Origin of the sequence: Nonomuraea antri, from assembly GCF_013283785.1 — a bacterium.
GTDB classification, from domain to species: Bacteria; Actinomycetota; Actinomycetes; order Streptosporangiales; family Streptosporangiaceae; genus Nonomuraea; species Nonomuraea antri.
In genome coordinates this window covers 1-20995 of record NZ_JABCPZ010000119.1, presented here as the reverse complement: position 1 = coordinate 20995, position 20995 = coordinate 1, and the positions used below count along the sequence as shown (strand labels likewise).

Below are 20995 nucleotides of genomic sequence, written 5' to 3'. Positions count from 1 at the left end.
CCCGGGGTGAGACGGAACTGGGGAGCCCGGCTGCGCCATCTCACTCTGGACGGCCTGCGCGCGGTCGCGCTGGAGAACGAGCGGCTGCGCGTGACGGTCGTCACCGACAAGGGAGGTGACGTGGTCGAGTTCCTGCACAAGCCGACCGACACCGACCTCGTCTGGCTGTCTCCCCAGGGCCTGCGCGACCCGCGTGACCACCTGCTGGGCGCGGCCGACGACGTGGCGCAGTTCGTCGACCACTACGAGGGCGGCTGGCAGGAGATCTTCCCGAACGGCGGCGCGCCCAGCGAGTACCGGGGCGCGCGGCTGGGTCAGCACGGCGAGGTGGCCGGGCTGCCGTGGGACTGCCAGGTGGTGGCCGACTCCGAGCGGGAGGTCGCGATCCGGCTCACGGTGCGGACGCGGCGGCTGCCGTACCGGGTGGACAAGACGTTCAGGCTGGCGGCGGGCGCGCCCGCGCTGGAGATCGAGAGCAGCGCGACCAACGAGTCCGGCCTGGAGCTGCACGCGATGTGGGGGCAGCACCTGGTGTACGGGCGGCCGTTCCTGCGCCCGGGCGCGACGATCAGGCTTCCCGCGGGCGTCACGGTGATCCCGCACGAGAGCGCGATCAACCCGGCGGGCCGCCGCGTGGCGCCGGGCGGGCCGTGGACGTGGCCCGTGGTCCCCGCGGCCGGCGGCGGCGAGACGGACCTGAGCGTGGTGCCGGAACCGGGCACGCCCAGCGACATCGTCTACCTGACCGGATTCAGCACCGGCTGGTACGAGATATCGGCGGAGATCGGGATGCGCGTGGAGTGGGACGCCAGCGTCCAGCCCTTCCTGTGGCTGTGGCACGAGCTCGGCGCGTCCACCGGCTATCCCTGGTGGGGAAGGGTCTACACGGTCGGGATGGAACCGTTCGCGGGCATGCCGACCGACGGCCTGGCCGCGGCCGTGGCCGGCGGCACGGCGCTCGCCCTGGGCCCGCACGAGACGAGGACGACGAGGTTGCGCGCGGAGGTACTGGCGTGAGTGAGTTCAGCGGCAAGGTGGCGCTCGTCACCGGCGGCTCCACCGGCATCGGCCGGGCGGTGGTCGACCGGCTGGCCGACGGCGGCGCCTCGGTGGTGTTCTGCGGCGTGGACGAGGCCGCGACGGTCGACGGCGAGCGCGTCACCGGCCGGATCGCGGACGTGCGGCAGGCCGGTCAGCTGCGCGACCTGGTGGACCTGGCGGTGTCCAGGTACGGCGGGCTCGACATCGTGGTGACGTGCGCGGCGTGCAGCGTTACGGCACCGTCGAGGACACCCCCGAGGAAGTCTGGGACGAGGTGCTGGACATCAACCTCAAGGGCGTCTATCTCACCTGCAAGGCCGCGATCCCGCAGCTCAGGGCGCGCGGTGGCGGCTCGATCGTGCTGATGTCGTCGGTGCAGGCGTTCTCCTCGCAGGCGCAGGTGGCCGCCTACACCGCGAGCAAGGCCGCGATCAACGGCCTGACCAGGGCGATGGCGCTCGACCACGCCGCCGACGGCATCCGGGTGAACGTGGTCTGCCCCGGCTCGGTCGACACCCCGATGTTGCGCTGGGCGGCCGACCTGTGGCGGGGCGAGCTGTCGCAGGAGGAGCAGGTCGAGCGGTGGGGACGGGCGCACCCGCTGGGCCGGGTGGCCAGGCCGGAGGAGGTGGCCGAGCTGGTGGCGTTCCTGGCCGGGCCGCGTTCGTCGTTCATCACCGGGGCCGAGCACCGGGTCGACGGCGGGCTGCTGGCACGCAATCCCGCGGCCTTGCCCGAGTAGCGCGGCGGTCAGCCGGACCGCCCCTGGTTCGTTTCGCCCGCCCGGCCGGGCAAGGACTGCGTCATGGGGCGAACACGCAGGTGGGGTGCCTGGTAAGCAGGGCTCGGCGTGACGACTCACACCGATCGGGGGACACCTGTGAGAATCTCCATCCTGGCCGCCTGGGTCGCGGCGGCCGTCGCCGTCTGCACCGCCGCGGGGCCCGCCGCCGCCAGCCCGCGGGCCACCTGCCACGGCGGCCGCGTCTGCCTGTACGCCGGCTTCGACTACAACCGCGGCCAGATCGACCACTGGCGCGACTTCGTCGGCGACGACTCGAACCTGGCCGACAACAGCTGGCTGAACTGGGACTTCAGCAACAGCGGCCGGATCATGGACAACAGCGCCGGCGCGGTCAGGAACCGGGTCGGCTGCAGCGTGACGCTGTGGCAGCACGCGTACTACACCGGCGCGCACAGCACGTTCGTGCACGACTCCAACGACGGCTACCTGGAGAACAACGCCGTCGGCAACAACCGCACCAGCTCACTCGACATCTGGTGCGTCTGACCGCCGCGGGCCCCGCCCTGCCGACCGTCCTGCTGGCGGCCCTGCTGGGAGTGGTGGTGACGGGCTGCGCCGGCCAGGAGCCGGCCAGGGGCGTCAGGTCGGTGTCGGATCTGGTGCTGCCGTTCGACGCCTACAAGCCCACTCCCGAGCAGCGGGCCGTGCTGGCCAACGCGCGGCACCGGCTGGTCGTCCGGTGCATGCGCCGCCAGGGCGTCACGGTGAACCCGCCGGTCGAGAGCGCCGCCTCGATCGCCGCGCTCGACCCGGGCAACTCGCGCCGCTACGGCGTCGTGGACACCGCGGTGGCCCGGCGGCACGGCTACCACCTGGCCCGTCCGCCGGGCGCGCGCACCTCGGGGGCCTGGGCGAACGCGCTGCCGCCCGCCGCACGCGGCCACCTGTACGGCGACCGGCGCCGGCCCGGCTGCCTGGACCGGGCGGCACGGACGCTGGAGGACGGCGGCCCCCGGGCCGACTGGTCGTGGCTGGGACTGCAGGACGCGCTCACCCTGGAACGGGCCGCCGCGCTCCCCGAGGTGGCCGCGGCGGTCGAGCGCTGGCAGGCGTGCATGGGCCAGGCCGGGCACGCCTACGCCGCCCCCGAGTCCGCCATCGCCGACCGCCGCTGGAAACTGGAGCAGCCGGCGATCAGCGTGGTGGAGAAGGCGACGGCCACCGCCGACACCGCGTGCAAGTGGTCGTCCGGGCTGGTGGCGGCCTGGTACGAGGCCGACGCGGCGCTGCAGCGCGATCTCGTGCGCGGTCACGCCCCGCGCTTCGCCGCCTTCCGGGCGAACCTGGAGCATCGGGTCAGGACGGCGTCACGCCTGCTCGCCTCGGACGAAGGCGGCAAGGTCCGCTGACTGCCGGATCCTGCTCGGCTCGTGCACGTACATCATGTGGCCGGCCTCGTAGTACCTGACCTCCACGTTGGCCGCCAGCTCGGCCGGGATCGGCAGGTGGGCCAGCACGTGCTCGGCCGCGTAGTACGGCGTCGCGCCGTCGTGGTAGCCGCAGGCCACGTGCACGCGCAGGTGCGGGTTGGCCCGCATCGCGGCGCCCAGCTTGTCGGTCACGGTGACGTGCGTACCCTCGAACTCCCGGTAGGACCAGGGGCTGACGCGCGAGGTGAGCACCTCGTACGGCAGGTCGCTGGCGAACTCCAGCTCGGTGCGCAGGTAGTGGTTGAGCGCGGCGCTGTACGGCCCCATGATCGCCGACAGGCTCGGGTCGGCGGTGAAGTGCTCGCCGCCGGAGTCGGCCTCCCAGCCGGTGAAGCGGCCGTCGAGGCGGCCGACGGTCAGCCGGCGCGAGCGCAGCAGTTCGGTGAAGTAGCGGATGTGCTCGATCCGCAGGTCCACCCGGTCCACGTAGTCCTCCGACAGCCCGGACAGCGCGGCGACCGTGGCCACGGCGGCGGCGCGCTCGTCCGGGGTGAGCCGGTTGCCCATGGACAGGGCCCAGGGGTAGTCGCGGGCGGCGTACCGCTCGGCCTCGGCGAGCACGTCGGCCAGCGGCCGGTCGCCATGCAACCCGTGATAGTGCGCTATAGCGGCATAAGTCGGCAAATAGAGGGAGTAGGGCAGATCATTGCCGTGGTTGAAGTCCACGGTCGCGAAGTCCAGCACCGAGGAGATCAGCATCACGCCGTTGAGGAACATGCCGTACCGCGACTGCAGGTGATCGGCCAGCCCGGCCGCCCTGACCGTCCCGTACGACTCGCCGGCCAGGAACTTCGGTGACATCCACCGTCCGTTCCTGGTGGTCCAGAGCCGGATGATCTCACCCACGGACTCCAGGTCCCCGCTGAAGCCGTGGTACGGCTCGGCCTTCTCCCCCGCCGCCGCCCGCGAGAACCCGGTGGAGACCGGGTCGACGAACACCAGGTCGCTGACGGCCAGCAGGGTCTCGGCGTTGTCGGCCAGTCCGTACGGCGGCGGCAGCAACGCGCCCGCGTCGCCCATCACCACCCGGCGCGGGCCGAGCACGCCCAGGTGCAGCCAGACGCTGGACGAGCCGGGACCGCCGTTGAACGCGAACGTGACCGGCCTGGTCAGCGGGTCGGCACCGTCGAGCGTGTACGCGGTGAGGAACAGTTCGGCCTTGGGCCGGTGGCCCTCGAACCTGCCGTCGGCGAACACCTCCTCACGCAGCACGACGGTGCCGGTGACGGCGGTGTACGGCTCCCCCGACGGCAGCGTGTGCCGCGTGGTCACCAGGTTGTCCGCGGGGGCGGCGGGCTTTTCTACCACTTCATCCGACATAGCGGTCAATTATCGAGGGATCCGCGAACCTCTCGTTCGGAACCTGCGCATACCAGCCGGGCCGGCCCGGATCCCGGTCGTACGGGTATCCCCCGAGTTCCCGGTAGAGCTCGGCGTACCTGGCGACCTTGTCCCGGTCCAGCTTCACCCCGAGCCCGGGCCCGGACGGCACCGCGATGGCGCCGTCCAGGTACGGCAGCCGGCCGCCCTCGATCACGTCGTCGCGGAGCTGGTGGTAGTGGGCGTCCGCGGCGTAGGTGAGGTTGGGCAGCACCGCGCCCAGGTGCAGCATGGTGGCCAGTTGCACGCCCAGCTCGCCGGAGGAGTGCACGGCCACCCCGAGCTGGAACGTCTCGCACACCGCCGCCGCCTTCACGCACGCCCTGATCCCGCCCCAGAACGTGGTGTCGAGCAGCACCACGTCGGCGGCCCTGCGCAGCACGTTGGCGGCCAGCTGCTCGAAGTTGACGACCACCGTGTTGGTGGCCAGCGGCACGCTGACCCGCTCGCGCACCGCCCTGAGCCCTTCGAGCCCCCAGACCGGGTCCTCCAGGTAGTCGTTGTCCAGGTGCTCGATGGCCCGGCCGAAGCGCAGCCCCTCGGCCACCGACAACACCGCGTTCGGGTCGTAGCGCAGCCGGTCGCCGGGGAAGGCCGCGGCCAGCGCCCGGTAGCACTCCAGCTCGTAGTCCGGCGGGAAGACGCCGCCCTTGAGCTTGTGCACGGTGAACCCGTGCGCCTGCTTCAGCTCGCGGGTGTGCGCGACGAGCTGGTCCGGGGTGCGGATCTCGGCGTGCCCGTCGGCGGCGTACCTGAAGAACAGGTACGAGGCGAACGGCACCGCGTCGCGCACCCGTCCGCCGAGCAGGTCGTGGGCCGGCACCCCGAGCTGCTGCCCGATGAGGTCGATGCATGCGAACTCCACCGCGGCCAGCAGCTGGGTGCGGTTGTTGTAGAGCGAGGCGGTGGGGTTGGCGATCTTGAAGCGCAGCGCTTCGAGCTGGAACGGGTCGTGGTCCTTCAGGTTGGGCACGAGGGCGCGGAAGGCGGCCTCCGCGCTCTCGCCGCCGCCGCCCATCTCGCCCAGCCCAATGAGCCCGTTGTCGGCCTCGACCTCGATGAGCGTGCGCACGAACCGTCCCCAGTGCGCGCCGTTGCTGTGCCGCAGCGGCGCCTGCAGCGGGACGGCGACCGTGGTGGCCCGGATGTCGACGATCTTCACGCGCACGTCCCCCAAACGGCGGCGACCCCGCAGGCGGGCAGCCGCACCGTGACCGACTCGCCGGTGACCTCCAGCGGCTCGAACTCGCGGGCCAGCCCGGCGCTGACCCGCGCGGACCGCAGCCCCGGCAGCGTGAGCGTCACCTCGACGGGCTCGGCGGCCAGCGAGCGCAGCCGGGCGACCCGCTCGTCACCCGCTACCCCGAGCGAGGTGATCAGCACGTCCGGGTGGTCGACCGCGGCGTAGGCCCGGCTCTCGCCGGGCGCGTCGGTGATCAGCGCGCCGACGAACGGCTCGGTCAGCCCGGCCGCCGCCCGCGCGCCCAGCCGCCGGCCGGGAGCCCCCGGCTCGGACATGACGGCGTACCTGAACGTCGTCTCGCCCTGCTGCTGGGCGGGGAAGTTGGTGTCCCAGATGTTGTTGAGCGCCCACGAGTAGACCGTGCCGGGCTCCTCGTCGAGCGTCGGCGGGAACGGCGCGTACGGCATGTGGATGGTGCCGAGCTGCACCAGCGGCGCCTCCATGGTGGCCCAGGCGACGGTCAGCTCGGGGTCTTCGAAGGCGATCCAGTGCCTGATCGGCAGCATGTACTCGGCCGAGCCCGGCACCCTGGGCACGTCCGGGCCGCCCACGCCGCCGGTCAGCTCCCAGGCGGTGGGCGGGCCGGCGGCGAACGGGAAGGCCAGGAACACCGCCTCCTTGGCCGGGGTGCCCTGCTTGGCGAGCTGGTAGGTGAGGTCGAGCCTGGGCACGCCGTGGTGCAGCTCGATCGTGGTGCGGATCCAGTCGACGCCCTTGCCGCGCAGCTCGACCACCAGCCTCTCGCCGACCGCCGTGCGCTGGGCCTTGACGATCGTGGCGCCCCTGCCGATGTCCCTGTCGCCGAGCAGCGTCCTGTCGTGCGCGCCGACGTGGCCGGACAGGTGGTTGAAGTGCGGGGCGGTGGCGTACTGGTCGTAGACGTACTGGCCGAACCCGGCGGCGGCGTCGGCGTTGACCAGCTCGCGCCCGGCCACCTTGTCGAAGACCGAGCCGAGGTAGCCCTCGCGCACGTCGTAGGCGACCCGGTAGAACTCGTTCTCGATCACCCCGCCGAGATCCAGCTCGACCGGCTCGGGGGCCTGGCTCTCGCCGGGCACCAGGTCCAGGCGGACGTAGCCGAAGCCGGGCACGTCCGGCACGACCGCGTGGATGTGCCTGCCGATCGGCCTGGTCGGCCAGTCCACCGGGTCCACGAACTCCTCGTGGTGCGGGACCGTCTCGCCCGTCCTGGCGTCGATCAGCGCGATCGGCACGTCCACGCCGACCACGTCCCTGGGCAGGAACGTGCGCACCAGGTCCGTCCTGGTCCCGGTGCCCGGGTTGAACACGGCGAACGAGCCGAGCGCGCCGCCGGTCGTGCCCGACTCGGACAGGGCCGCGGAGAAGCGGCGGGTGGCCGCGTGCAGCAGGTCGGAGGCGTCGTCCTGGGCCGCGTACGCGCCCGACGACTTACGCGTCCACTGCAGGCCGCCGGAGTCTCCGGCCTCCTCGGCGTCCTCCCAGGGGTTGGCCGCGCCCCAGGTGTGCTCGTTGAACAGGGCCACCTTGTCGTAGGCCGCCTCGATCTGCTCGGTGGCGTCGGTTCCGGCCAGTGTGTGCAGCGTCTCGGCGGTGCGCAGGGCGGCCTGGGCGCGGCGGACGTACCCGAGCGGGCGCGCGCCGGAGCCGAGCCCGTCGGCCCACCAGTCGGTCCAGTCGCCCTCGTGCACGGCCAGCCTGTCGTGGTAGCGCTCCTCGACGAACTCGAAGAAGTCGCTGTTGACCGCCGAGCGCAGCCGCGGGTAGGCCCACTGCTCGTTCCACCTGCGGGCGATCGTGGCCGGCACGATCGACGGCCCGGCGTTGTCGGCGTGCGCGCCCTGCACCCGCAGGTGCAGCACGTCCAGCTCGTACGGCGCCCGCGGCGCGTCAGGCCCCTGCCAGCCGAACGTCCCGGGCCCGTACGGGTACCCGCGCCCGGCCAGCGCCGCCAGGTACCTCGGCAGCAGGTCGTCGGCCAGCTCGTAGGAGTCGGTCAGCCCGACCGTGTTGCCCTCCATGTATGCCATGCCGTGCGGCGTGTCGGTGAACCAGACCAGCACCTCCTTCCCGCTCGGCGCCCGCCACCGGAACGGCCTGGTCAGCTTGTCGCCGCCGTGCAGGTACGGCACCGAGCGCCCGGCCCAGTTGTGCGCGGCGGCCACGTACCGCACCCCGGCCGCGTTCAGCGCGTCGACCAGCCCGACCACCGCGCCCGGCACGTCGGTGTGCATCGCCGACCTGGTGGGGATGCCGTACTCGTCGCGCAGCCAGGTGGTGAAGCGCAGCTGCCGATACAGCTCCTCGGTCGAGCACGCCTCGGTGTGCAGCTGGAACGGCAGCGCGGTCACCTCGATCACGCCTTCCCTGGCCCGGGCGGCGAACGACTCGACCTGCTCGCGCGGCCTGGCGGCCAGCCACTTGAGCGCGGGCATCGACGACTCGACCGTCCAGCGGAACCTGGCGTCGTCCGGCCAGGAGGCGGTCTCCTCGGCCAGCCGCAGCGCCGCGTCCAGGTAGTCGAGGTGGTGCCGGAGCACGGTGCCCTGCGGGTCGGTGTAGCCGATGTCCAGGTGCGAGTGATGGACGACGAACACGTTCCACTTGCGTTGCGGGGTGAGCGTGAACTGCGCGGTGCCGATCACGCCGGCGTCGTCGCGACATTCCAGCGTCAGCACGCGCGGCGTGTCCACCTCGGGCGCCAGCAGCGTCACGTCCGTGCCCGAGGCGCTGTCCACGCCGACCAGCACGTGCGTCAGCGGCCTGGTGCTCGACACCCGCACCGCCTGCCGGCCGTCGTGGGTGAACAGCGGCAGCACCGCGACCCGCACCTCCAGCCCGCGCACGCTGATCACCGGGGTCGAGGTGTCGTCGCGCAGCGCCTGCCTGATCCCGTCGTAGTCGGGGCTGCCCAGGCTGCGCTGCAGCAACCGGCTCGTCATCACACACTCCCTAGGGACAGGCCTCGGGCGAAGAGGCGCTGGGTGGCCAGGAACAACAGCACGGTCGGCAGCGAGACCACCAGGCCCGCGGCCAGGCCGACCGGCACCGGGGTGCCGGCGTAGACGTCGGTCATCAGGCCGGCGATGGCGGTCATCACCGGGCGCACCTCGGCCGTCTGGGTCAGGGTCAGGCCGAAGATCAGGTCGTTCCAGATGAAGGTGAACTCGAGGATGAACACCGCGGCCAGCGCGCTGTACGAGATCGGCAGGTAGATGCGCCAGGTGGACGCGCCGTCCATGCGGGCGGCCTCGAAGACGGAGAAGGCCACCCCGGTGTAGAAGTTACGCAGCACGAACGCGGCCAGCGGCACGTTGATCGCGGTGTAGACGAGCAGCAGGCCGAACCTGGTGTCGTACAGGCCGGCGTCGCTGTAGCCGACGAACAGCGGCACGAGCAGCATCTGGGAGGGGAAGATCGTCCCGCCGAAGATGAGCATGAACCACCAGAACCCGTGCCGCAGGCGCAGCACCACGATCGTGTAGCCGGCCAGCGCCCCGATGAGCACGCCGAGCGCGGGCGAGACCACGCTGTAGATCGCCGTGCTGACCAGGCTGTCGCCGAGGTCGGCGGCGGCCAGGGCGCGGCCGAAGTTCTCCAGCAGCGCGAAGTCGCCCGCGGGCGCCCAGGCCCGCGACGGGTCGTAGGAGGCCGCCGGTCTTGAGGCGTTGACGAGCAGCAGGTACGTCGGCCCGAGCCAGATCAGCCCGAGCACGACGAGCACGGCTCTCCTGATCATCGCGTCTGCCTCCTGAGGTAGAGGTAGGACGCCAGCCCGGTGACGACGGTCAGCAGCACCGCGACGGCCGAGCCGTAGCCGTACTCGCTGGCCACGAACGTGTCGCGGTACATGGTCACGGCGAGCGTCTCGGAGTTGCGGCCCGGGCCGCCCTGCGTGAGCACCCAGACGATGTCGAACGTCTTCAGGCTCGCCACCAGCGCCAGCCCGACCACGACCGCGGTCAGCGGGCGCATCAGCGGCCAGATGACGTGACGGAACAGCCGCCAGCCCGACGCGCCGTCGAGCCTGGCCGCCTCGATCGGCTCGCGCGGGATCGACTGCAGGCCCACCACGAACAGCAGCGTGTTGACGCCGAGCTGCTGCCAGGTCCACACCAGCAGCATCGCCACCGTGTTGTGCGGGGCCACCTGGAGGAACGCGGTGTCCACGCCGAGCAGCAGGTTCGCGATGCCGTCGTGCGACAGGATCGGGCTCCACACCATGGCCAGGCCCGCGCCGCTGAGCGCGTACGGCAACATGAACGGCAGCCGGTACCAGGCGCCGCCCTTGAGGTCGTACGACAGCACCGCCACCAGCAGGCCGAGACCGACCGGCAGGATCATGGTGCCGGCCACCCAGATCAGCGTGTTGCCCACCGAGGTGAGCAGCGCGGGGTCGTCGAGCAGCCGGGTGAAGTTGCGCAGGCCGACCCAGACCGGCGGTTCCAGGCCGTCGTAGCGGGTGAGGCTCAGGTAGGCCGTCCACAGGAAGGGCGCGTAGAGCAGGCCCGCGACCAGCAGCGCCGCGGGCGCCACGTACCCGTGCCTGAACCGGCCGAGCATGGGGGCTCTCACTGGTGGGTGGCCCAGTATTCGTCGGCGGCCTTCTGGATGGTCTCCAGCACCTCCTTGTAGGTGCCGGGCTCGGTGACGAACTTGCCGAAACCGTCGAGCGCGGCGGTCAGGATGGGTGGCGGTGTCGCCTCGAAGTAGCGGTTGACCAGCCGGTACTTGCCGGAGCCGGCGTCCTTGGCGATCGTCGCCACGTCCGTGTCGCCGGCGGTGACCTTGGGGTTGGCGCTCACGTCGCCCCTGCTGGTGGCCCACTTCTCCTGCGCGCCCGCGGTGGTCCACCACTTGAGGTACTTCATGCTGGCCTCGGGGTCGGGGGCCTTGGCCAGGGAGCAGAGCGGGCCGCTCTCGAAGATCATGGAGGTCTTGGGCAGGCTCGCGTCGACGTTGGGTATGACGAAGAAGCCGTAGTCGGCGCCCGGCTTCATCTCCCGCTGCGTCATGCTGGTGCTGAAGAACGTGCCGAACGACACCATGGCCGCCTTGCCGTTCTTGAGCACGTCGGCCGGGTCGGTCTTGTCACCCGGGTTGATGAAGTACCCGGCGTCGATGAGCTGCTTCCACTTCTCCATCACCGCGACCACGCCCGGGTCGGTGTACTTGGCCTTGCCGGTGGACAGCCGGTCGTACAGGTCGGGGTCCATCCCGGCCATGAGCTGCTCGAACCAGACGAAGGAGAACAGCACGCTGGTGTGGTAGAAGGCCTTGACGCCCTTCTTCTTGAACGTCTCGGCGACCGTGATCAGCTCGTCCCAGGTGGTGGGCGGCTTCAGTCCGTTCTCGTCGAAGAGCTTCTTGTTGTAGAACATGCCCCAGTAGGCGACGTTCAGCGGCACGCAGTACTGCTTGCCGCCGATCGTGTAGTAGGGGGCGAGGTCCGGGGAGAGGTCGCCGGCCTTGATCGCCTCCTGCCAGACGGCCGTGGTGTCGGCCACCTGCTTCTGCTTGACGATCTCCGCCAGCATCCCCCCGGTCTGCCAGGTGAAGAGGTCGGGTTTGACGTTCGTGCGGAACGAGGCCTTGATGAACGCCTGGTACTGCGCAGAGTCGGTGTAGCCCGTCGGTTTCATGCCCAGGGCGATCTGCTGCTTGGACAGCGCGCCCATGTCCTCGAAGTATTTGCTCCAGGCGCCCTTGTCGTTGTAGAGCGTCAGCTCGGTCTTCTTCTGCGGCGCGGCGGCCCCGTTTCCGCCGCACGCGGCCAGGACCATCGCCGCCACACCGAGCGTGACCACACGTGACCGGATCATGCACCGGCCTCCCTTGCTCTTGCTCTTATCTGGGGGGTTCCAGCTGAGGGGGACGCAACCGCTGCTCGATGACCGTCTTCACGTCCACCAGGTGCGCCCGCATGCGTTCCTCGGCCGCCGCGGCGTCGCGCGCCTCGATGGCCGCCAGGATGGACAGGTGCTCGTCGTAGTCGCGGCGGCGGTCGTCGAAGATCTGCAGGATCTCCCGCTGCTCCGGGCCGTGGACGATCAGCAGCGAGTCGACGACCTCGTGCAACACGCTGTTGCCCGCCATCGCGGCGGTGGCGCGGTGGAAGGTCATGTTCGCCTCGTGCAGTTCGGCGTCCTCGCCGCGCAGGTGCCTGCCCGCCTCGTCGAGCACCTGCCTGAGCGCCGCCAGCTCCTCGCCGGTGGCGTGCGCGGCGGCCAGCGCGGCCAGCGGGGGTTCGATGACGATCCGCGCGCCGAGCAGTTCGAGCAGCTGCGCGGCGTGCATCTCGCGCATGTTCGGATTGGGCAGGACGAGCCGTTCGATGTCGGCGCCCACGTAGATGCCCGAGCCGTGGCGCATCTCGATCGCGCCGGTGGCCTCCAGCCTGCGTAGCGCCTCGCGCAGCGTCGGGGTGGTGACGGCGAAGCGCTGGGAGAGCTCCCTGGTCGAGGGCAGCCTGTCGCCGGGGCGGTGACCGCCCCGGCGGATGAGCTCCAGCATGCGCTCGGTCAGAGCGTCGGAAAGCGTCGGCCGCGCAACCTCGGACATATCAAGTGATCTAATCACTTAATCCCAAGTGCGTCTATGGACCGGCTCGTTTTCCGGTCAACACGCGGACGGGCCCCCGCCGCGCTCATCGCGCGGCGAGGGCCCGGATCCTGTGCTGCGTCAGGAACAGGTGACCTTGTAGAAGACCGGCTCGGCCCACGCCATGTTCGGCGTGAAGATCTCCACGTACGCCCGCCTGGGCTGGTTCGTCGTGGTCTCGGCCAGCGCCTTGAGCGTCACGGTCTTGGTCAGCGGCTCACCCTTGGCGAACGAGACCTGCTGGTGCCCCATCGACCTGTTGGCGTCGTCGTAGTACCAGGTGAACGTCACCGGCTCGGTCAGCGGCCCGGACACCGTGATGTCCATGCTGAACGTGAGGGTCACCGGGCACGCGCCCTGGTGGGCGTCCGGGGTGACCTTGGTGTTCCGCACCGCCACCACGCTGCCGCCCGGGTCGGTCGGCGGCTGACCGTTGCAGACGACCGAGAAGTCGGCCGGCGGGCTGGTCAGGTTGCCCGGCTCCAGCACCTCCAGCCAGACCTTGCCGGTCTTGCTGCTGCGCGGCGCCCAGGTGTAGGAGAACGTCCTGGTGCCGTCGATCACGGCCGTCTCCGTCCGCGAGAAGCCGCCGTCCGACCAGCGCCAGCGGAAGCTGATCTCGGTCCGCTGGAGCGCGCGCGCCTGCGCGCTCGCGGTGAACCAGTGCGGGTTGGTCGTCGTGTCGCACGGGCCCGGCTTGGTGCTGCGCGAGGAGATCAGGGTCTGGGACAGCGTGATCGGCGCGCACTTGATCGTGAACGTGGCCGGCGCGCTCTTGACGGCGTTCGGGGTGAGGATCTCGAGCCTGGCCGAGCCGTTCGCGAGCTTGCTCGGGTCGGCGACCTTCCAGGTGGTCTTCACACTGGTGGAGAGGTCCTTGGTGAAGGTGAACGCACCGGGGACCACCTCGCCGTCGCCGCGGACCCAGCGGTAGGTGACCTTCGCGGGCTTGGTGACCGCCAGGTCGGCGGTGAAGGTGAAGTCCAGCGGCGCGTCGCAGACGCCGTCGTAGGCGGCGGGCGTGACGCGCACGTTGCTCACCGCGGCCCGCGCCGGGTCCTGCTGCGGCGGCGGGGTGCAGGTGACGCGGTAGGCCGCCCGGTTCGAACGGTGGACGACCCGGCCCTTGGCGTCCAGCAGCTCCAGCCAGCGGGTGCCGGTGGCGCTCGTCAGGAACGTGCGCGTGGAGGTGACGCGGGTGCCCGAGGTCAGGCGCTCGACGGGCTGCGCGCCGCCGTCGCTGTCGGCCCAGCGGTAGGCGGCGGGGCCGCCCTTGATCGTGCCGGTGAAGGTCACGGCGCGGCCGGGCAGCGGGCAGGCGCCCGAGTACGGCGCCACGTCGGCCACCTCGGCGCTCACCCGCACGGCCGGGGACGGATCATGGGTGTAGGTGGCGGTCACGTCGCCGATCGGCGCGCAGCTCACGCTGTAGGCGGCCTTGGCCGAGGTCGCCTTGCGCGGGCTGAGCACCTGCAGCGCCTGCCAGCCGGCGGCGTCGGCGCGGAAGGTCCTGCTGCCGCGCACCAGCGCGCTGCCCGACGTGACCCGCGCGGTCATGACCTTGCTCTTGACGCCGCCGCTGCCCACCCAGCGATAGGTGATCCGGCCGGCGCCGCGCACCGCCACCCTGGCCGAGAAGTCGGTGGTGATCGGGCAGTCGCCCGTGTACGCGGCAGGCGTCACCCGTGGCTTGCCGATCTTCACCGTGACGCCGGCCGCCTGCGCCGGGGCGGCGAGCCCGCCCAGCGACACCAGGAGGGCGACCGCCGCCATCCATGTCTTCCTCACACGCACGCTCCGCCCAAGACTCGAATTTCCGCGTCGGGCAGCCTCGCGGGTGCGCCTTGGGATCGGCTTGTGGTCGCTTGTGAAACCTTGTGAGCGGTGTTGTGAGCAGTGTTGTGGTCGGCGTTGTGATCAGCGTTTGAGCAGGTCCAGGAGTTGGTCGATCTGTGCTTTGCGTGAGGACTGGACCTGGGCGGCCCACTGCTTGACCGACGGGTTCGCGCCGCTGTACACCTCGCTCGCCGCCATCTGGCGCGCGTCGTCCTGGTGTGCGATCAGCAGGTTCATGAAGTCGCGCTCGAAGGACTTCGACTTCTTCAGCGACTGGATCTGCTTGCGGTCGGTCTCCGGCATGCCGCCGTGGTGGTCGTGCGCGCCGGTCGGGGCGCTCATCGGCTGACCCCAGGAGTGCAGCCAGCGCAACATCATCTCCACCTCGCTCTGCTGCGTGACGGCGATGGCCCCGGCCATGATCTTGAGCTCGGGCGTGGTGGCCTTGGTCTCACCGACCTTGGCGATCTCGATGCCCTGACGGTGATGTTGCACCATCATCTGGACGAACATCACGTCCTCGGCGTTGACCGGGTCGGCGGCCTGCACGCCCTGGCCGCAGGCGGCGATCAGTGACAACGCGAGGGCCGCGATGAGGGCCTTCAGCTGGTTGGGGGGCTTCATGCCGAACCAGCGTGACATGTGACGGTTGGCGGCGTCGAGGGTGGCGTCCAACCTTAAATTTCCTTATCGTGCATTTAAGGGTCCACTTTCGATCAGTACGGATACTTTTCACACAGCTCTGCGCAAACCCCCGCGGAAGGACCTTCCGATGCGCCTGGCCGTACGTATCGCAGCAGCCACGACCCTGGTACTGGGCACCGTCGCGGCACTGCAGACCCCCTCCTATGCCGGGGACACCCCCGGCACGTACACGAACTACTCCTTCTCCGGCTCGCCGGGCTTCTCCGGCGTCGACTACACGATCACCCCGGAACTGGATCCGGGCTTCGGCTCCAACGTGTTCTGGAGCAACCAGTTCGGCTTCACGCAGGGCAACGGCGCCTACACCGGCCTGCAGAGCAACGGCGGCAGCGAACGGCTGTTCCTGTTCTCGGTCTGGGACGCCACCGAGGCCAAGGCAGGCACGTCCGGCAGCTACTGCCTGGACTTCGGCGGCGAAGGCGTCGGCAAGAGCTGCCGGATGCGCCACAACTGGACCGCCGGGCACACCTACCGATTCCGGGTCGCGCACGAGGGCGAGCGCTGGTTCGGTGTCACGGTCACCGACCTGAGCGGCGGCGGGTCGTTCAAGCTCGGCAGCATCCGCGCCGGCTCCGACCGGCTCTCCCCGAACGGCATGGTCAACTGGGCCGAGTACTTCGAGTGGTCCAACCCGGACTCCTCGTGCCACGACCAGCCGTACAGCCGGGCCAGGTTCGGCCTGCCGGTCGGCGACGGCGGCGTGCGGGCGGCCATCAGCGGGACGTCGGTCAGCAGCGGCTGCGCGGCCTTCTCCACGGTGACCCGGGTCAGCGGCGGCAGCGTGCAGACCAACGGGATCGGCAACTCGGTACGCGGGACGATCAAGGGGCTCGGCGGCAAGTGCGTGGTCCCGTCCGCGGGCCGGGCCGTGCTCGGGACGTGCGCCGAGACCAGGGACACCACCTGGGTGCTGGCCAGGGACGACACGATACGCATGGCCTACGGCCGCTGCCTGACCGCAAGCGGCACCGGCGACCTGGCCAAGGTCGCGGTGAGCGATTGCACCGGCGCCGCCGCCCAGAAGTGGACCGTCGACGCAGGACGCCTGCGCAACACCGCCGCGGGCCGGTGCCTGGACGTGGCGGACAGCAACGCGAGCGACGGCGTCCAGCTCATCGTGTACGGCTGCCACGGCGGGGCGAACCAGCGGTGGACGGTTCCGGCCAAGCCGTGACCGCCGGCGCGGCTGGCGGGCCGCTGTCTCGTCCACCTGGACTCCTTGGGGGGGAGGAGCAGGAAATTAAAAGGAAACCTTCCTAAGAGTTATCGATTTCGGACCGGCGCGCAAGAGCCCGCCGGAGGTCGTCCGGCGGGCTCGGGGTACTTCATCGGCGACTCCGGGGTACTTCAGCTCGCCGGCCAGACCTTCGAGCGGTTCGCCGCGTCGTACGTCACGATCGACCGCAGCCGCTCCGCCGAGCCCGCCCGCATCGAGAACCACCGCTCCTTGAGCCCCGCCACCTGAACCAGCTTCGGCTTCCTGATCTCCTTCCGCCACACGAAGGCGATGCCCCGGACGTCCGAGGTGACGTGCCCGACGATCACCCGGCCGTCGGTCAGCCGCCTCGGCAGGCTGTAGGAGGAATATCCCAGGTCACTGGCGCCGGGCTGCTCCAGTGCGCTCGCCACGATCTCGCGCTTGCCGTCGGACGCCCGGGTGGCCACGACGGCGAACCAGACATCACCGACCTTCACCGGGTCGGCGCTGCGCTCGTCCCACACGCCGTGCTTCTTCATCCTGGCGCGCTGCTCGCGGATCTCGCTCTCATCACGCGGCGCGCCCCAGACCTCGACCGACACGCGGACCGTCGCCTTGCCGTTCGGGACCTCGGCGAGCTGCGTGACCTGCGGCGCGTACACGTGCCGCGCCTCAGGCGACGGATCCGCCTGCCCCGTGCCCTGATCCGTGGCCTCCCCCGTAGCCTGCCCCGGGACCTGGGCCGTGCCCTGAGCAGGGGCCTGGGCCGTGCCCTGTGCCGGCGCTTGCCCGGACATTTGTGCCGGGCCACGCACCTGAACTTGCGCCTGGTCTTGTGCTGGGAGCGCGATCTGGGTCTGCTCCTGCCGCGCCGGCAGCACGGTCGTCACGAGCGTCCCCGCGACCCCCGCCGCGGCCAGCGCCGCCACCGTCCCCGCCGCCCAGCGACGCGCCTTGCGCCGCCTGCCGCCCCGCACGACCGCCTGGTACGGCGCCATGCCCGGATCGACCTGCTCGGCCACCTCACGCAGCAACAACGCCACGCCCCGGTCCGCCATGTCCGCTTCGCCGCCCTGGCCCGTCATTTCCGCCCTCCGCTCATCACCGTCTCCGCCAGTTCAGGAATGGCCCGCAACTTCGCGATGCCCTTGGCCGCGTTGCTCTTCACCGCGCCGACCGAGCAGCCCATCGCCGCGGCCGTCTGGGTCTCGGTCAGGTCCTCCCAGTACCGCAGCACCACCGCCTCCCGCTGCCGCGCCGGAAGCCGGGCGAGCGCCCGCAGCAGCACCGACCTGTCCTCCGCCTGCGCCATCCGGTCCCCGCGTTCCGGCTGGTCCCAGGCCTGGACGTCGTCCCGCGCCGACAGGTACTCCTTCAGCCGCCGACGATGACGCCGCGCGTGGGCGTTGACGAGGATGCGCCGCACGTACGCGTCCGGATCCCCCACCACGCGCACCTTGCGCCAGGCCACGTACGCCCGCTCCAGCGACGACTGAACGAGGTCCTCGGCGGCGTGCCGCTCACCCGTCAGCAGGTACGCCGTACGCAAGAGCCGCGGCCAGCGGCTCATCACAAACCCGTGGAACTCCTCGTCCAGGGCCTGCTCGCGGTCCCCCATGGAACACCTCCTCGGCTCCTAGAGTCCACGAGCACCCCGAACCGTTGCCGCCCACCCGCCGCCCAGCGATCACACGCGGGCCGTGGACCCGGCCGTCCAGGTCCCACGCGCCGGCGTGCGCGGCCTGCGTGCCGCCGCGATGCCCAGCACCGCGCCCGTCATCGCGACCACCGCCGCGGCCAGGATGGCGACCGCCGCCAGCGTCGGCGCGTCGGGGCTCACCAGCGCCTGCCCTCGCTGCGCCTGCCACAGCAGCACCGCGCCCAGCCCGCCGTAGCCCAGCGCGGCGACGCACACCAGCACGGTACGCACGCCGTCCCCGGCCAGCAGCGCGAACCGCCGCGACAGCAGCCGCAGGCCCATCGCCACCAGCGGGATCACCTGCATGGCGTGCAACCCGAAGAAGTGCGCGACCCGCAGATCGCCCGCGCCGGTCTCCCACCCGGTCACAGCCATCCGGGCGCCGCCGTCCCGCCCGCCGACGCTGTGCGCGCCGATCGTGGCCAGATCGAACCCGCCGGCCAGTTGTTGCGCCTGGTCGGGCGTGGGAGCGGTCATCAGGTACCCGACGGACATACCGGCCAGGGAGATGACCAGCCCGAGCGGAATCGCCCAGCCCATCGCCCGGTCCACCCGCCGCTGCCACACCAGGAAGACACCCAGCGCGAACGTCATCAGCCAGCCCAGGTACGCCGCCCCGCCCATGACCATGAACATGGTCTCGTCCAGCGCGGTGGCGAAGTTGAAGTGGCTGCGCACGCCGCGCGCCGCCTGGACGGTGATGACCGAGATCTCCGGCACGACGAACCCCGCCACGATCACCGTGCCCAGCCACCAGGACGTCCGCCGCCACCGCCGGACCTGGCCGATCATCCAGGCCAGGGTGATCGCGTACAGCCCGAACGAGACGGCGAACTTGAACGGCTTGAGCCACACCCCCTCGCCCATCACGGTCCGCCCGTCCGCCAGCAGCCCGAACCCGCTCACCACGGCCAGCACCGCCATGGCGGCGGCACACAGACTCAGCGGACCGTGCCAGGACGAAACGGCCTGCCAACGCCCCCTGACGGACGACGGATCGATCATGACGACTCCTTCGCTCTCGACTGATCATCAGCCTGCCGAGCAGCGAAGACGCGAACCAGAGAGGTGATCACCAGCCGCCCATGACCTCGTCACGAACCGGACATCAGGGCGGCTGAGAGAGGTGATCAGGCCGGCGTGGCGGGGTACAGGATCGTGCCGTTCCAGACGCTGGCCGCCGCGTCGTACACCGCGGCCGTCTCCCCGTCGAAGTACGGCGAGATGCCCGTGTCGAAGAGCAGGTCACCCTCGGTGTCGGCGACGCTGATGGTGACGCCGTTCAGGTACCCGACGCGGAGGCCGTCGTGGGAGGACTTCAGCCAGGACGAGCCGAGCGCCCCCGCACCGGTGAACGCACCGGAACTCATCGGAATTCACCGGAAACCGCCAAGCTGATCATCGGCGGTGTCAGGTCGCGCGCGAACCCGCGAAGGCCCTCCGCGCTCACTCGCGAAGGGCCTTCCACCACCAGGCAGATCGCCTTCGACCCTCAGGCAGATCAGTCGTCGCTCATGAGGTGACCGCGGTTCCTGCGCCTGACGTACAGGCGGTTGCCCTCGGGTCCGGTCCATTCCAGCCGGACGATCCCCGGCACCGCCGACTCACCGATGCGTGACGGGTCGGACCAGTGGCCGAAGTTCGGGTTGCGGAAGAACGTCGCCCACAGGTGGCCGCTGCGGTCCCGGAAGATGTTGTTGTGCCCGGCGCCGACGCCCGCCGTCCACCGCTGCGAGTACGGCCCCTCGAAGTGGTCGGCGACGGCGATGACCGCGTCGTACTGGTACTGCACCCGGCCTGGGCCAGGCGGGTCGTAGGCGTACCTGGTGCTCCCGTCGGGATTGGCCGACGACCGGTTCCACGCGGCGTGCAGCATGAAGTACTTGCCTTCGTGCTTGAACACGTACGCGCCTTCGAGGTACGGCTCAGGCGCGTAGGGCGTCTGCTGGAACGACGGAAGGTTCGTGACCGGGACGATGTCCTCCATGTCGTCCCTGAACTTCGCGTACAGGTTGTTGTGCAGCACGAGCCAGGCGTCGTCGCCCTCGGTGTAGAGGCCGCCGTCGATGTGGTGGTAGGCGCCGGGCTTGATGAACTTCGGCCCCCCGATGAACGGGTCACCGAACGGCTTGCCGAGGTTGCCCTCGACCAGCCGGTACGGCCCCTCCACCCCGCCCTCGCTCACCAGCATGAACGAGCCGACCTTCTGGGAATGGTCGCCCATGCACGCCACGATGTACCAGGTGCCGCGGAAGTAGTGCAGCTCGGGCGCCCAGGCCTGGCCGCGCTTGCCGAACTGGTCGTCGTGCCAGTACTCCTGCCAGGGCGCGACGACCGTGCGTCCAGGACGGTTCTCCCCGACGAACTCCGGCGACCAGACCTTCCCCTTCTCCGCACCGGGCCGGATACCGGTCGTGTCGGCCAGCCGCCACGGACCACGCAGCGACGGCGCGGTCCACACGAAGATGCCGTCGTTCCACGGACCGGCCGCTTGGAGCCCGGGCACCCGGGTGGTGCCGGTGGCGACGTAGATCGGCCGGCCATCGACGACGAAGCAGTTGACGTAGGTGTCCCGCATCCAGACCCGGCCGAGTTCCTCGTCCCTCGGGCGGAGTTCGAGCGGGAGAATGAACGAGTTGTCGTCGCGCGGCCACAGGTCGAGCCGGGTGTCGGCGAGGCCGTAGGGCGCGGCGTCGGGCCAGTTCGCCGGGTACCGCCGCCCCGCCACCGCAGCCCCCTGGGCCCCCTGGGCCGCCTGGGCGGCCTGGGCCGGGGTGGTCGCGGCCAGCGCCAGGGAGCCGGCGACCCCGGCCAGCAACGACCGCCGGTTGAGGTGCAACCCGTTCTCGGAACCGGTCATCAGTCACGTCCTCCTTCATTCAGAACGCAAGTGCGTCTGCCTGGGAGGTGAACGTTAATGAGAACCATTTCATCGGTGAATATTCGACAGAAAGGTCCTCGAAACCCGCACTCAGACCAAGGCCGGCCCACCGTAGAGGACGGAACACCGTATGAGACCCCGCACATCGAAATCACCCGCAGCCCCGCTCACCAAGCCGGAACCCACCACCCCTGATAC

The 20995-nt window shown here is 70.8% G+C and carries 18 protein-coding genes and 1 pseudogene; 5 read left to right on the top strand and 14 right to left on the bottom strand.

What is annotated here, in order from left to right:
* Window positions 1-6 precede the first annotated feature (6 nt).
* The 4 genes and pseudogenes from HII36_RS32100 to HII36_RS32085 all read left to right on the top strand — a co-directional run bounded on the left by HII36_RS32100 (window position 7) and on the right by HII36_RS32085 (window position 3195).
* Window positions 7-1017: a DUF4432 family protein gene (locus HII36_RS32100; protein WP_173527040.1), complete on the top strand. Its 1011-nt coding sequence runs from the start codon at window positions 7-9 to the stop codon at window positions 1015-1017.
* Window positions 1014-1783 (top strand): annotated as a pseudogene (locus tag HII36_RS57005) (SDR family NAD(P)-dependent oxidoreductase). The gene HII36_RS32100 and the pseudogene HII36_RS57005 overlap by 4 nt, the downstream one beginning before the upstream one ends.
* A 138-nt stretch (window positions 1784-1921) precedes the next feature.
* Window positions 1922-2332 (top strand): peptidase inhibitor family I36 protein, encoded by a 411-nt coding sequence (locus HII36_RS32090; RefSeq protein ID WP_173527039.1) that lies wholly within the window; start codon window positions 1922-1924, stop codon window positions 2330-2332.
* Window positions 2323-3195, top strand: a complete 873-nt coding sequence (locus HII36_RS32085; protein WP_173527038.1) for a hypothetical protein — start codon at window positions 2323-2325, stop codon at window positions 3193-3195. The genes HII36_RS32090 and HII36_RS32085 overlap by 10 nt, the downstream gene beginning before the upstream one ends.
* On the opposite strand, the gene HII36_RS32080 is transcribed toward HII36_RS32085, so the two are convergent.
* The 9 genes from HII36_RS32080 to HII36_RS32040 form a co-directional block, all read right to left on the bottom strand.
* Window positions 3154-4596, bottom strand: coding sequence for a S10 family peptidase (locus HII36_RS32080; protein WP_173527037.1), 1443 nt, complete (start codon window positions 4594-4596; stop codon window positions 3154-3156). The two genes, HII36_RS32085 and HII36_RS32080, sit on opposite strands and share 42 nt — an antisense overlap.
* Window positions 4586-5818 (bottom strand): enolase C-terminal domain-like protein, encoded by a 1233-nt coding sequence (locus tag HII36_RS32075; protein WP_173527036.1) that lies wholly within the window; start codon window positions 5816-5818, stop codon window positions 4586-4588. The genes HII36_RS32080 and HII36_RS32075 overlap by 11 nt, the downstream gene beginning before the upstream one ends.
* Window positions 5815-8820 carry a glycoside hydrolase family 38 N-terminal domain-containing protein gene (locus HII36_RS32070; protein ID WP_173527035.1) on the bottom strand — a complete coding sequence of 1002 codons (3006 nt, stop codon included), beginning with the start codon at window positions 8818-8820 and terminating at the stop codon, window positions 5815-5817. The genes HII36_RS32075 and HII36_RS32070 overlap by 4 nt, the downstream gene beginning before the upstream one ends.
* Window positions 8820-9617, bottom strand: a complete 798-nt coding sequence (locus tag HII36_RS32065; RefSeq protein ID WP_173527034.1) for a carbohydrate ABC transporter permease — start codon at window positions 9615-9617, stop codon at window positions 8820-8822. The genes HII36_RS32070 and HII36_RS32065 overlap by 1 nt, the downstream gene beginning before the upstream one ends.
* Entirely contained in the window at window positions 9614-10441 is an 828-nt protein-coding gene (locus HII36_RS32060; protein ID WP_173527033.1) for a carbohydrate ABC transporter permease, read from the bottom strand. Before HII36_RS32060 ends, HII36_RS32065 begins: the two co-directional genes overlap by 4 nt.
* A gap of 8 nt (window positions 10442-10449) precedes the next feature.
* The gene (locus HII36_RS32055) at window positions 10450-11700 is read right to left on the bottom strand and encodes an ABC transporter substrate-binding protein (RefSeq protein ID WP_173527032.1); all 1251 of its coding nucleotides are present in this window, start codon (window positions 11698-11700) and stop codon (window positions 10450-10452) included.
* Between the two features lie 25 nt (window positions 11701-11725).
* A complete protein-coding gene (locus tag HII36_RS32050; RefSeq protein ID WP_173527031.1) occupies window positions 11726-12439 on the bottom strand; it encodes a FadR/GntR family transcriptional regulator in 714 nt (237 codons plus the stop codon).
* Between the two features lie 120 nt (window positions 12440-12559).
* Window positions 12560-14251, bottom strand: a complete 1692-nt coding sequence (locus HII36_RS32045) for a hypothetical protein (protein WP_173527030.1) — start codon at window positions 14249-14251, stop codon at window positions 12560-12562.
* Window positions 14252-14395: 144 nt separating this feature from the next.
* Window positions 14396-14989: a DUF305 domain-containing protein gene (locus HII36_RS32040; RefSeq protein WP_173527029.1), complete on the bottom strand. Its 594-nt coding sequence runs from the start codon at window positions 14987-14989 to the stop codon at window positions 14396-14398.
* A 97-nt stretch (window positions 14990-15086) separates the two neighbouring features.
* Between HII36_RS32040 and HII36_RS32035 the strand changes: the two genes are divergently transcribed.
* Window positions 15087-16193, top strand: a complete 1107-nt coding sequence (locus HII36_RS32035; RefSeq protein ID WP_173527028.1) for a ricin-type beta-trefoil lectin domain protein — start codon at window positions 15087-15089, stop codon at window positions 16191-16193.
* 173 nt (window positions 16194-16366) lie between these two features.
* Here HII36_RS32035 and HII36_RS32030 read toward each other — a convergent pair whose 3' ends face one another.
* The 5 genes from HII36_RS32030 to HII36_RS32010 form a co-directional block, all read right to left on the bottom strand.
* On the bottom strand, window positions 16367-17302 hold the full coding sequence (locus HII36_RS32030) for a hypothetical protein (protein WP_173527027.1): 936 nt from the start codon (window positions 17300-17302) through the stop codon (window positions 16367-16369).
* The gene (locus HII36_RS32025; protein ID WP_173527026.1) at window positions 17299-17835 is read right to left on the bottom strand and encodes a SigE family RNA polymerase sigma factor; all 537 of its coding nucleotides are present in this window, start codon (window positions 17833-17835) and stop codon (window positions 17299-17301) included. The genes HII36_RS32030 and HII36_RS32025 overlap by 4 nt, the downstream gene beginning before the upstream one ends.
* 69 nt (window positions 17836-17904) lie before the next feature.
* Window positions 17905-18921, bottom strand: a complete 1017-nt coding sequence (locus HII36_RS32020) for a hypothetical protein (protein ID WP_173527025.1) — start codon at window positions 18919-18921, stop codon at window positions 17905-17907.
* 125 nt (window positions 18922-19046) lie between these two features.
* A complete protein-coding gene (locus tag HII36_RS32015; protein WP_173527024.1) occupies window positions 19047-19286 on the bottom strand; it encodes a hypothetical protein in 240 nt (79 codons plus the stop codon).
* 131 nt (window positions 19287-19417) lie between these two features.
* On the bottom strand, window positions 19418-20776 hold the full coding sequence (locus tag HII36_RS32010; RefSeq protein ID WP_173527023.1) for a family 43 glycosylhydrolase: 1359 nt from the start codon (window positions 20774-20776) through the stop codon (window positions 19418-19420).
* Between the last annotated feature and the right edge of the window lie 219 nt (window positions 20777-20995).

Excerpts from the sequence above, each read along its gene's own strand:
- HII36_RS32080 (WP_173527037.1), bottom strand. The coding sequence starts at position 4,596 with ATGTCGGATGAAGTGGTAGAAAAGCCCGCCGCCCCCGCGGACAACCTG.
- HII36_RS32070 (WP_173527035.1), bottom strand. The coding sequence starts at position 8,820 with ATGACGAGCCGGTTGCTGCAGCGCAGCCTGGGCAGCCCCGACTACGAC.
- HII36_RS32065 (WP_173527034.1), bottom strand. The coding sequence starts at position 9,617 with ATGATCAGGAGAGCCGTGCTCGTCGTGCTCGGGCTGATCTGGCTCGGG.
- HII36_RS32060 (WP_173527033.1), bottom strand. The coding sequence starts at position 10,441 with ATGCTCGGCCGGTTCAGGCACGGGTACGTGGCGCCCGCGGCGCTGCTG.
- HII36_RS32055 (WP_173527032.1), bottom strand. The coding sequence starts at position 11,700 with ATGATCCGGTCACGTGTGGTCACGCTCGGTGTGGCGGCGATGGTCCTG.
- HII36_RS32050 (WP_173527031.1), bottom strand. The coding sequence starts at position 12,439 with ATGTCCGAGGTTGCGCGGCCGACGCTTTCCGACGCTCTGACCGAGCGC.
- HII36_RS32045 (WP_173527030.1), bottom strand. The coding sequence starts at position 14,251 with ATGGCGGCGGTCGCCCTCCTGGTGTCGCTGGGCGGGCTCGCCGCCCCG.
- HII36_RS32035 (WP_173527028.1), top strand. The coding sequence starts at position 15,087 with ATGCGCCTGGCCGTACGTATCGCAGCAGCCACGACCCTGGTACTGGGC.
- HII36_RS32030 (WP_173527027.1), bottom strand. The coding sequence starts at position 17,302 with ATGACGGGCCAGGGCGGCGAAGCGGACATGGCGGACCGGGGCGTGGCG.
- HII36_RS32025 (WP_173527026.1), bottom strand. The coding sequence starts at position 17,835 with ATGGGGGACCGCGAGCAGGCCCTGGACGAGGAGTTCCACGGGTTTGTG.
- HII36_RS32020 (WP_173527025.1), bottom strand. The coding sequence starts at position 18,921 with ATGATCGATCCGTCGTCCGTCAGGGGGCGTTGGCAGGCCGTTTCGTCC.
- HII36_RS32015 (WP_173527024.1), bottom strand. The coding sequence starts at position 19,286 with ATGAGTTCCGGTGCGTTCACCGGTGCGGGGGCGCTCGGCTCGTCCTGG.
- HII36_RS32010 (WP_173527023.1), bottom strand. The coding sequence starts at position 20,776 with ATGACCGGTTCCGAGAACGGGTTGCACCTCAACCGGCGGTCGTTGCTG.